This window comes from Bacillus sp. L_1B0_5, from assembly GCF_000836715.1.
Taxonomy (GTDB): Bacteria; Bacillota; Bacilli; order Bacillales; family Bacillaceae_G; genus Bacillus_A; species Bacillus_A thuringiensis_S.
Map to the genome: position 1 here is coordinate 17,909 of NZ_JXIS01000016.1, position 11,458 is coordinate 29,366.

Below are 11,458 nucleotides of genomic sequence, written 5' to 3' on the forward strand. Positions count from 1 at the left end.
CTGGAAGCTATAAATAAATATAGTATTTTTAAACTCCGGTGGGAGGAATGGTGGGGAACCATATAAAAACAAGCCTATTTTACAGATTTATCATTCAAATAAACACTGTAAAATAGGCTTTTATAATTCAAATCATATTACAATCTTATTCCCACTCAATAGTTGCTGGTGGCTTACTCGTTACATCATACACGATACGGTTAACGTGTTTTACTTCGTTTACGATACGAACAGAGATTTTCTCTAGTACGTCCCAAGGGATACGTGCCCAGTCAGCTGTCATACCATCGATCGATGTTACTGCACGGATACCTACTGTGTAATCGTAAGTACGCTCGTCACCCATAACACCTACGCTACGCATACCAGGAAGCGCCGTGAAGTATTGCCAGATTTCGCGGTCTAATCCTGCTTTAATAATTTCTTCACGTAAAATCGCATCAGATTCACGAACGATTTCTAATTTCTCTTCTGTGATTTCACCTAATACACGAATACCAAGACCAGGACCTGGGAATGGTTGACGCCATACGATTTCATCAGGAATTCCTAGTTCAGATCCTAATACACGTACTTCATCTTTAAATAACGTATTTAAAGGCTCAATTAATTTGAACTGCATGTCTTCTGGAAGTCCACCAACGTTATGGTGAGATTTAATTGTTTGTGCAGTTGCTGTACCACTCTCAACGATATCTGTGTAAAGTGTACCTTGTGCTAGGAAGTCCATACCTTGTAATTTAGATGCTTCATCATCAAATACGTAAATGAATTCGTTACCGATGATTTTACGTTTTTGTTCTGGATCTTCTACACCTTTTAACTTGTTCATGAAACGTTCTTGTGCATCCACTTTAATAACGTTCATATGGAAGCCTTCGCTAAATGTTTTCATAACGCCTTCTGCTTCACCTTTACGAAGTAAGCCGTGGTCAACGAAAATACATGTTAACTGATCACCGATTGCTTTATGAATTAATACTGCTACAACAGAAGAGTCTACGCCGCCACTAAGTGCACATAGTACTTTTTTGTCTCCAACAGTTTCACGAATCTTTTCTAATTCTACTTCGATAAAGTTCTCCATGTTCCATCCTTCAGAACAACCACATACGCCGAATACGAAGTTTTTAATTAAATCGTTACCGTGCTCAGAGTGACGTACTTCTGGGTGGAATTGTACACCGTATAAGTTTTTCGCTTCATTGCTCATACCAGCAATTGGGCAAGACTCACTTGTTGCGTCTACTACGAATCCTTCAGGTAAACCAGTTACTAAGTCGCCATGGCTCATCCATACAACTTGCTCTTCTGGAAGGTTCGCATATAATTTTGATTCGTTCTCTACTTTAAGAACAGCTTTTCCGTACTCACGGTGGTTTGCACGCTCTACTTTACCACCGAAGTGTTGTGTCATAAGCTGCATACCGTAACAGATACCGAAGATCGGTAAACCTAGTTCGAAGATTTTTTCATCACAATGTAATGCACCTTCACCGTATACGCTATTTGGTCCACCAGAGAAAATAATCCCTTTTGGATTCATTGCTTTAATTTCTTCTGCAGTAATTGTATGTGGATGAAGTTCACTGTATACACCGAACTCACGAATTCGACGTGCTATTAACTGATTGTATTGACTTCCAAAATCTAAAACGATAATTGTATCGTGTTGCTTCTTCAAAATAATCACCCCAACGTTAGTTCTCGTATATAAATATTTTCACCAATTTGGCGAAAAGCATTACTAATATAATAAAAAAAGCCAGTCCTCCGCCTCTAGTCTCATAACAAAGAAAAGGCAGGGGTCTGGCTTTATAAAGAAAGATAGTCTCCGCTCTTTATAAATATAAGACACACTGCCTTCATAGTCAGGTTGTTTACGGTAACCCGGTAGAGACTCTCAAACCATATCATTGAGGATATATGAAGGATCGTTTTATATTATCTTCCTAGATTCTAACAATGAAGTATCTATATGGTCAAGAGAGAAAGCGACAAAATTCTACAGAAATTCATTTCCTTTTCTAAAAAACATAAAAAAACATCCATTTCTATATAGAAATGGATGTTTTTTAGGGCAAACGGAATTACATCATTCCGCCCATACCGCCCATGCCCATGCCGCCCATGTCAGGCATTGCTGGTGCATTTGGTTCTGGCTTGTCAGCTACTACAGCTTCAGTTGTTAAGAACATAGCTGCAACAGATGCTGCGTTTTGAAGTGCAGAACGAGTTACTTTAGCTGGATCTACGATACCAGACTCAAGCATGTTAACCCATTCGCCAGTAGCTGCGTTGAAACCAACGCCTACTTTTTCGCCTTTTAGACGCTCTACAACTACAGATCCTTCTAGACCAGCGTTGATTGCGATTTGACGAACTGGCTCTTCTAGTGCGCGAAGTACGATGTTGATACCTGTTGCTTCGTCGCCTTCAGCTACGATAGAAGCTACTTTCGTGTATACGTTCATAAGTGAAGTACCACCACCTGCAACGATACCTTCTTCTACTGCTGCACGAGTTGAGTTAAGTGCATCTTCAATGCGAAGTTTGCGCTCTTTTAACTCAGTTTCAGTTGCTGCACCGACTTTAATTACTGCTACGCCACCCGCAAGTTTCGCAAGACGCTCTTGTAATTTTTCACGATCGAATTCAGAAGTTGTTTCTTCTAATTGCGCACGAATTTGACCAATGCGAGCTGCGATTTGCTCTGTATTTCCAATACCTTCAACTACAGTTGTGTTTTCTTTTGTAACAACAACTTTACCAGCACGTCCTAAAGATTCAACTGTAGCAGATTTTAAGTCACGACCTAATTCTTCAGTGATTACTTCGCCACCAGTTAAGATTGCGATATCTTCTAGCATTGCTTTACGACGGTCACCAAATCCAGGAGCTTTAACAGCTACTACATTGAATGTACCACGAAGTTTGTTCACTACTAATGTAGCTAATGCTTCGCCTTCTACATCTTCAGCAATGATAAGAAGTGGTTTACCTTGTTGTACCACTTGCTCTAATACTGGTAAGATTTCTTGGATGTTAGAAATCTTTTTGTCAGTAATTAAGATGTATGGGTTATCAAGAACTGCTTCCATTTTGTCAGAATCAGTAATCATGTAAGGAGATGCATATCCACGATCAAATTGCATACCTTCTACTACGTCTAATTCTGTTGTGAATCCTTTAGACTCTTCTAAAGTAATAACGCCGTCGTTACCAACGCGCTCCATTGCTTCAGCGATTAATTGACCTACTTCTTCGTCAGCTGCAGAAATAGCAGCTACTTGTGCGATAGAAGATTTGCCTTCGATTGGTTTAGAAATCGTTTTTAATTCTTCAATTGCAGCAGTAACAGCTTTTTCGATACCTTTACGAAGACCCATTGGGTTAGCACCAGCTGTTACGTTTTTAAGACCTTCACGAATCATAGCTTGCGCTAATACAGTTGCAGTTGTTGTTCCGTCACCAGCTACATCGTTTGTTTTGCTAGCAACTTCTGCTACTAATTTCGCACCCATGTTTTCGAATGCATCTTCTAATTCGATTTCTTTTGCGATTGTTACACCATCATTTGTAATAAGTGGTGAACCAAATTTTTTCTCAAGTACAACGTTACGACCTTTTGGTCCAAGCGTTACTTTTACTGCGTTTGCAAGAGTGTCGACACCGCGAAGCATCGAACGACGTGCTTCTTCACTAAATTTAATATCTTTTGCCATAATAATTGACCCCCTTGGATTTTTTAAGATTTATATAATTAACCGATAACTGCTAAAATGTCACTTTCACGTAAAATCAAGTAGTCTGTACCTTCATATTTCACTTCAGTACCTGCATATTTTGAGAAGATGATAAGATCACCTGCTGCTACCTCTAAAGCAACACGCTCACCATTTTCAAGCACTCGACCAGTACCTACTGCAACAACTTTACCCTCTTGTGGTTTTTCTTTTGCAGTATCTGGTAATACAATACCACTTGCTGTTTTTTCTTCTGCTTGAACAAGCTCAATTACAACGCGATCACCTAATGGCTTTAGCATGAACAATAACCTCCTCATTTTGTTATGTAAATTTTATTTATTAGCACTCAAGTCACCCGAGTGCTAACACACTTATAATAATAAATAATCTCAATTTCTTTTGCAAGTAAAAAAATCATAATTTTTTCGCAAATTACTATATAAACTTTCTATATAGAATACCGCCTTTACTATATGAAGCATTGTTTCCACTGCTCGTATGTTACAATATGAAAGGACACCCTAAGTTGTTTTCGCTATACACACAACTTTCTCCTGTCTTCTATTATAATTTCAAATAAGGATTTACGAAAAAAACATAATTTAAGTGAGGTTTATATCGTAGGTAGCATATTTACATGTTATCCTAACTTATCTCATACACTATAGTTAGAAAGGATGGTTAAACCATTTGAAAAAACAATATTGGTGGGTTATCGTTACATACATTTTAATGCAGTTATCTGGCGTTGTTGGATTACCACTTCTCCTAAAAACAGGACTCTATGATAATAGAGGGTTTACCATTGAGGAAAAAGGACAAATCATAACGGGACACTGGGCAATTATTAGCTTCTTTGTTGCATTATGTATCGTACTTTGGTTACTTAGAACAGATATTCGTGACAGGCATTTAGATGCAACGCGCTCTTCTGTTCCAGCTACAATTGGATGGATTTCCATCGGATTATTCTTAGCTTTCTTTTCACAAATAGTTGCCGGTATGATCGAGATGCAACTACTAGGAATTAAACAAGGTTCAGAAAATACAATGAAACTGATGGAAATTGCACGAACTACGCCTTGGTTCCTTATTGTTGTATCTATAATCGGACCTATCTTAGAAGAAATCGTATTTAGAAAAATTTTATTCGGTGCACTTTATAAGAAGTTCAACTTCTTTATTGCAGCTATCATTAGTTCGCTTGTATTCGCAGCAATTCATTTTGATTTTACTCACTTATTGGTATACACTTCTATGGGGCTCGTATTCGCCTTTTTATATGTAAAAACGAAGCGAATTATCGTTCCTATTGCAGCTCATGTTGCGATGAATACATTAGTCGCTATTGGGCAAATTTTTATGAGCAATGAGCAAATTCAAGAAATGATTAAAGAAGCTGAAAAAATGCAAGGCTTTATCGGAGGATTTTTTGTATGAGAAACTCACCATTGTTCATGGCTGCACTATACTTCCTTCTTGGATGTATCTTTACACGCTTCGCCATTACGAACGTGACAGATACAATCTGGAATGTGTGGACAATACTATTTGCAGTTATGGCAACAATTGATTTTAATTTGGCACTTCGCCTTATATTAGTTAAATTCACAAAGAAGAAACAATAATAAAACGCAGAGGTCGCTTCCTCTGCGTTTTATTGTGGATAGTTTTTCAAAAAGTAAACTAATGTTTGTAACTCTACAGCTAAATCAATATGATGAATTCTAATATTCTCTGATACGTTTAATCGTGCTGGTGTGAAATTCAAAATACCATGCACGCTCGTTTCAGCTAATCTATCTGCTACAGCTTGTGCTACTGTAGCCGGTACTGTTAATATTGCCACTTGTATATCATTTGATAATCTCTCTTCTAATTCATCTAAATGGTATACAGGAATGCCCCCGATTTCTGTTCCAACTTTCTCTTCACTAACATCAAATGCCATTTCAATTTTTGTATTATTGTTTTTCGTGAAATTATAATGTAAGAAAGCGGTCCCTAAATTACCTACTCCAATAAGTGCTACACGCGTGATATCATCTTGATCAAGTGTTTCGCGGAAAAATGATAATAAATAATTTACGTTATATCCGTATCCCTTTTTCCCTAACGCTCCAAAATACGAAAAATCTCTTCGTATTGTTGCGGAATCTACTTTTACCGCTTCACTCAATTCGGCCGATGAAACACGCTGCTTACCAGAAAGAGATAAGTTTTGGATAAATCGATAGTATAGAGGCAATCTTTTAGCAGTGGCTTGTGGAATCTTTTGCTGATCCATATGACCTCTCCTCTCTTCCTATCTTTATTCATATACTTTAATCAAATACAGAAGTTTAGCACTCATTAAATTCCTTGTATAATAAAGAGAAGAAGTATTCTCTCTTATTTTAAACTATACACTATTTTTAGTATGATTGAGAAATATAAACATGGCAAAGTTAAGAAATTATTTGAGGTGAAAACATTGATTTTATTACAAGTAAATGGACTTTCGAAATTATACGGTGCAGAAACAATTCTTGCAAACATAAAATTGGAAGTACAAACAAAAGATCGTATCGCATTAGTTGGAAGGAATGGAGCTGGAAAATCTACATTATTAAAAATTATCGCTGGTGAATCATCACATGATGGTGGCGAAATTATAAAACCGAAAGATGTCTCAATCGGGTATTTAGCTCAAAATACCGGCCTAGAAACGTCTTTAACAATTTGGGATGAAATGCTAACCGTCTTTACCCACTTACAGCAAATGGAGACAAAACTTCGAAGGCTTGAGCAAGAAATGGGAAAAGAAGAAAACTTTTCAAACGAAGCTATATATGAAAGATTGTTAGCTGATTATGACCAATTGCAACTCAATTATAAAGATCAAGGTGGATATCAATATGAAGCGGATATTCGCTCCATTTTAAGCGGCCTTGGCTTCCCAGTTGAAACGCACCAGACGACGATTTCTACTTTAAGCGGTGGGCAAAAAACAAGATTAGCTCTCGGGAAATTATTATTAACAAAACCAGACTTACTTATTTTGGACGAGCCTACAAACCATTTAGACATCGAAACATTAACATGGCTTGAGCAATATTTACAAGGTTATCCTGGCGCAATATTAATCGTTTCACATGACCGTTATTTCTTAGACAAACTCGTTACACAAGTATATGAAATTTCGAATAAAGAAAGCAGACGATTTGTTGGTAACTACAGTAAATATTTAGACTTAAAATCAGCCTTATACGAGCAAGAAATGAAACGTTACGAAAAACAACAAGATGAAATCGCAAAACTTGAGGACTTCGTTCAAAAGAATATAGCTCGCGCCTCTACAACGAAACGTGCTCAAAGTCGCCGTAAACAACTAGACAGAATGGAATTATTAACGAGACCATTAGGTGATTCTAAGTCAGCATCATTCCACTTCGATATTGAAAAGCAAAGTGGAAATGATGTTTTACAAGTAAAGGATGCAACCATTGGCTATGATGAGGACCCTATAATTGAAAACGTAACTATGCGCTTAACTCGCGGAGATAGTGTTGCTTTAGTTGGTCCAAACGGAATTGGGAAATCTACATTATTAAAATCTATTGTGAATAAGTTACCACTATTAAATGGTGATGTTTCTTTCGGATCAAATGTATCTGTTGGTTATTATGATCAAGAGCAAGCAAACTTAACATCTTCTAAACGGGTTTTAAATGAACTATGGGATGAATATCCACTGCAACCTGAAAAAGAAATCCGTACTATACTTGGGAATTTTTTATTCACAGGAGATGATGTACTGAAACCAGTATCTTCCCTTAGTGGTGGACAAAAAGCTCGATTAGCTCTTGCGAAACTTATGATGCAAAAGTCAAATTTATTAATTCTGGATGAGCCTACGAACCACCTTGATTTAAATAGTAAAGAGATTTTAGAGAATGCTTTAATTGATTATCCAGGGACTCTTCTATTTGTCTCACATGACCGCTACTTTATTAACCGTGTAACAACGACTGTGGTTGAGTTATCAACAGAAGGTGCACAGGAATATTTAGGGGATTACGATTACTATGTGGAGAAGAAAAATGAAATGATTGAACGCGCAGCATTTGAACAACAAGAACAGCAAGAAAATCAGGCACCTGTTCAAAAAACTGTAGCTCAAGAAAAATTAAATTATCTCGAAGAAAAAGAGCGTAAACAATTAGAACGTCAACGCACTCGAAAAATTGAAGAACTAGAACAAAACATCTTAAACTTAGAAGAAGAAATTGCTACGTTAGAAGATCAACTTTGCTTACCAGAAATATATGCAGATTATGAAAAAGCGAGTGAAATTACAACTAAAAAACAAACGCTACAAGAACAACTTGAAACTTGTATGGCAGAATGGGAAGAGCTGCATGTATAAGAGTATTTAATAAATAAGGAAGATGTCTCATCAGTCATGATTTCTGACTATGCGACATCTTTTTTTAAGTACATAAATAATTTTTTGAATATATCAATGGTAACTCGGGATATATCAACGATTTTTCAAATACATCTATCGTAACCTTATATATATAAACGATTCGACACGAAATATCGATTTACCGACAAGGATTGACAATATCAGCACCCTCTATAATGGAGGGATATTTCAAAATGTTTTTCAGGGATATCTTCTTACTTTTTATTTCCCGAAAAACAATACATTCAAAGGTCAGACTTCATCTAGTTTATCCACAAACTTATACACATATCCACCTTTATAAAATAGCTACTAAAACAACTTTTCCACATTATCCACAACTAATAAAAAAGTTATCAACAATTCATATACACAACAAAACCCACATTATCAACAGATAATATGGGTTTTATCCACAAGCTGTGGTTAATTATGTGCATAACTATGCTTCAATATCTAATCCTGGATTCGCATTTAAGGCTAATGTTGCACGCTTGCCTTGTTCATACGCAATTGTCCCTGCCGCTGCAATCATTGCTGCATTATCTGTGCATAAAGATAGCGGTGGAATAATTAGTTCAATGTTTTCTTTTTGTGCAAATTCCTCTTCTAATCGCGCACGAAGTCCTTTATTAGCAGCTACTCCACCAGCAAGAAGTAATTGCTTTACATTATAAGCTTCTGCTGCACGAGCTGCTTTCGTTACAAGTACATCTATTACACTTTCTTGGAAACTTGCCGCTAAATCTTCTGGTTTAATTTCTATACCACGTTGTTTCGCGTTATGCACAGTGTTGATAACTGCTGATTTCAATCCACTAAAGCTAAAATCATATGAATTCGGTTCTAGCCATGCACGAGGCAAATCAATTGTTGGTTCTCCTTCATGTGCAAGACGATCAATATGCGGACCACCTGGATATGGCATAGATAACGTACGAGCTACTTTATCATATGCTTCTCCAGCTGCATCATCTCGCGTTTCACCAATTACTTCAAATGAACCATGTTCTTTCATATAAACAAGTTCTGTATGCCCACCAGATACAACAAGTGATAATAGCGGGAATTGAACTTCTTTTACTAAACGGTTCGCATAAATATGACCAGCAATATGATGAACACCGACTAGCGGAATATCATGTGCAAAAGCTACTGCCTTCGCTGCATTTACCCCAATTAGAAGTGCTCCTACTAAACCAGGCCCTTCTGTTACAGCAATTGCATCAATATCATCAAATGTGATATTTGCTTCTTTTAAAGCTTCTTCTAACACAACTGTAATTTCTTCTACATGATGACGGGATGCAATCTCTGGTACAACCCCGCCAAAACGTTTATGACTTTCGATTTGTGATGCAACGACATTCGCAATAATTTCCGTTCCATTTTTAACAACCGCTACCGCTGTTTCATCACAGCTCGTTTCAATCCCAAGTATAATCGTATTTTTTTCCATTATATATTCACCCACATTACAAGACCATCTTCCTGATTGTCTGCATAGTATCGTTTACGAATTCCACCATTTTGAAATCCGTATTTTTTGTATAACTGCTTTGCTACTTCATTTGATACACGTACTTCAAGCGTCATTGTTTTTACTCCTAGTTCTTTCGCTTCTGAAATAACTGCTTTCAATAAGGCATCTCCTAATTTTTGACCTCGGTATTCTGGCAAAATAGCTATATTTGTTATATGTGATTCATCAATAATTATCCACAATCCACAATATCCGATTACACGACCATCTTTTTCTAACACAATATAATGTGCATGTTCATTCATCGTTATTTCACGGTGAAAGGCACCTGCAGTCCAAGGAGTTGAAAAAGATACTTCTTCAATAGCTACAATTTGAGCAATATCATCAAGTTCCATCTTTCTAAATATCATATCCATCTTCTGCAAGGCCCCTACTTGTTTTGACTTTCCAACCACTTTGTTTCAGCTTCAGCTAAACGAAGATAGCTTGGAACAAACGTATGCACATCTTGTTCTTCTTTTTGTAATCCTAAGAATGCTAGCTCACTTGGTCTTGGATTATTTTTAGTAAAAGGAGCGAATACAGCTTGATCACCTAAATGTTCTATAATTGTTTCTTTATGCAATTTAACATCATTACCGATAAATAAAACAGGCTGTCCTTTATCTTTTAACATTTGCAACCAGTCCACAATAAGAATAATTCGGTCTTCTTCTATTGAAGTTAACTGCTCTCCTTCATATGTATATAATCCAGTATAAATTTGCCCACGTCTTCCATCAAATAAAGGACAAATTAACCCATTAAAGTTAGCACCGTTTGCAGCTACTACCTCTAAACTTGATACACCTACAATTGGTATTTGAAGTGACCAAGCTAATGTTTTTGCCGCTGTCACGCCTATGCGAACACCTGTATATGATCCAGGTCCAGCAGCTACTACGATTTTAGTTAATTCCTTCGGTTTTACACCACATTCTTTTAACAGTTGCTCTACAGCTGGCATAAGACGTACAGAATGGTTTTTCGTCAAATTTGTAATGATTTCCCCAATCACGTTTCCTTCCTCAATAAGGGATACACCCATTACGTAATTTGAAGTATCAATTGCTAGTACTTTCATCTTGTAATAGCTCCTCACATAATCTAATATAGCGATCTCCAATTGGCTCGAGTATAATTTTTCTTGTGTCATCTCCCGCATGGAATAAACTAATTTGTAACTTTTCATTCGGTAAATATGCTTCTATTAAATGAGCCCATTCCACTACCGTAATTCCTTCACCGTAGAAATACTCATCAAAGCCTAAGTCCTCTTCGCTTTCTGCTAAGCGATACACGTCCATATGATATAGCGGTAATCTTCCTTTATATTCTTTAATAATATTAAAGGTAGGACTATTTACAACTCTTTTCACTCCAAGACCTTTTGCTAGTCCCTTTGTAAAAGTCGTCTTACCAGCTCCAAGATCTCCTTCTAAAATAATTACATCTTGTGCTTCTACGAGTTCACCTAGTTTTTCTGATAATCTTTGTGTTTCCTCAGAAGATTTTGTTGTTACTTCATATTTTCTCACAGACTTCACCTACTTTACTCACAATGTTCTCTGCTCTTTATTATACAGGTTTTGAATATATAAAAAAGTCCTTAGGAGTTGTCCTAAGGATAGTTTGACTGTCTTTATTAGTTTTTTGTTAAAACAAATAAAAAAATACGAAACAACTTGTTTCGTTCTTTTCTTTATATAAAATGGCGGTCCCGACCGGGGTCGA

Annotated in this window: 11 protein-coding genes and 1 riboswitch; of the genes, 3 read left to right on the forward strand and 8 right to left on the reverse strand. The window is 36.7% G+C overall.

From position 1 onward, the window contains the following. Positions 1–145: 145 nt before the first annotated feature. The 3 genes from guaA to groES all read right to left on the reverse strand — a co-directional run bounded on the left by guaA (position 146) and on the right by groES (position 4,048). Positions 146–1,687 carry a glutamine-hydrolyzing GMP synthase gene (gene guaA, locus RT27_RS05220; protein WP_164468883.1) on the reverse strand — a complete coding sequence of 514 codons (1,542 nt, stop codon included), beginning with the start codon at positions 1,685–1,687 and terminating at the stop codon, positions 146–148. Positions 1,688–1,848: 161 nt separating this feature from the next. Then, positions 1,849–1,950: riboswitch (purine riboswitch) on the reverse strand. A gap of 140 nt (positions 1,951–2,090) precedes the next feature. Next, on the reverse strand, positions 2,091–3,725 hold the full coding sequence (gene groL / locus RT27_RS05225) for a chaperonin GroEL (protein WP_001029992.1): 1,635 nt from the start codon (positions 3,723–3,725) through the stop codon (positions 2,091–2,093). A 38-nt stretch (positions 3,726–3,763) separates the two neighbouring features. After that, on the reverse strand, positions 3,764–4,048 hold the full coding sequence (gene groES, locus RT27_RS05230; protein ID WP_000917311.1) for a co-chaperone GroES: 285 nt from the start codon (positions 4,046–4,048) through the stop codon (positions 3,764–3,766). Positions 4,049–4,439: 391 nt separating this feature from the next. Between groES and RT27_RS05235 the strand changes: the two genes are divergently transcribed. Both RT27_RS05235 and RT27_RS05240 read left to right on the forward strand, forming a co-directional pair. Next, the gene (locus tag RT27_RS05235) at positions 4,440–5,189 is read left to right on the forward strand and encodes a type II CAAX endopeptidase family protein (protein WP_043935464.1); all 750 of its coding nucleotides are present in this window, start codon (positions 4,440–4,442) and stop codon (positions 5,187–5,189) included. Then, positions 5,186–5,377 (forward strand): YdiK family protein, encoded by a 192-nt coding sequence (locus RT27_RS05240; RefSeq protein WP_001246204.1) that lies wholly within the window; start codon positions 5,186–5,188, stop codon positions 5,375–5,377. The genes RT27_RS05235 and RT27_RS05240 overlap by 4 nt, the downstream gene beginning before the upstream one ends. Positions 5,378–5,406: 29 nt before the next feature. Here RT27_RS05240 and RT27_RS05245 read toward each other — a convergent pair whose 3' ends face one another. Beyond that, on the reverse strand, positions 5,407–6,036 hold the full coding sequence (locus RT27_RS05245; RefSeq protein ID WP_000372699.1) for a redox-sensing transcriptional repressor Rex: 630 nt from the start codon (positions 6,034–6,036) through the stop codon (positions 5,407–5,409). Between the two features lie 186 nt (positions 6,037–6,222). Here RT27_RS05245 and RT27_RS05250 point away from each other — a divergent pair, with 186 nt between their 5' ends. Continuing rightward, positions 6,223–8,157 carry an ABC-F family ATP-binding cassette domain-containing protein gene (locus RT27_RS05250; protein WP_231583599.1) on the forward strand — a complete coding sequence of 645 codons (1,935 nt, stop codon included), beginning with the start codon at positions 6,223–6,225 and terminating at the stop codon, positions 8,155–8,157. Between the two features lie 484 nt (positions 8,158–8,641). On the opposite strand, the gene tsaD is transcribed toward RT27_RS05250, so the two are convergent. Genes tsaD through tsaE form a run of 4 tightly spaced genes read right to left on the reverse strand, consistent with a single transcriptional unit; the run spans position 8,642 to position 11,262 of the window. Continuing rightward, positions 8,642–9,658, reverse strand: a complete 1,017-nt coding sequence (gene tsaD, locus RT27_RS05255) for a tRNA (adenosine(37)-N6)-threonylcarbamoyltransferase complex transferase subunit TsaD (protein ID WP_000414595.1) — start codon at positions 9,656–9,658, stop codon at positions 8,642–8,644. Beyond that, positions 9,658–10,101, reverse strand: a complete 444-nt coding sequence (gene rimI / locus RT27_RS05260; RefSeq protein WP_043935466.1) for a ribosomal protein S18-alanine N-acetyltransferase — start codon at positions 10,099–10,101, stop codon at positions 9,658–9,660. The genes tsaD and rimI overlap by 1 nt, the downstream gene beginning before the upstream one ends. Positions 10,102–10,115: 14 nt before the next feature. Then, complete coding sequence (gene tsaB, locus RT27_RS05265; RefSeq protein WP_016083765.1) at positions 10,116–10,808, reverse strand: tRNA (adenosine(37)-N6)-threonylcarbamoyltransferase complex dimerization subunit type 1 TsaB; 693 nt, start codon at positions 10,806–10,808, stop codon at positions 10,116–10,118. Continuing rightward, a complete protein-coding gene (tsaE, locus tag RT27_RS05270) occupies positions 10,789–11,262 on the reverse strand; it encodes a tRNA (adenosine(37)-N6)-threonylcarbamoyltransferase complex ATPase subunit type 1 TsaE (protein ID WP_016083766.1) in 474 nt (157 codons plus the stop codon). The genes tsaB and tsaE overlap by 20 nt, the downstream gene beginning before the upstream one ends. Positions 11,263–11,458: the final 196 nt, after the last annotated feature.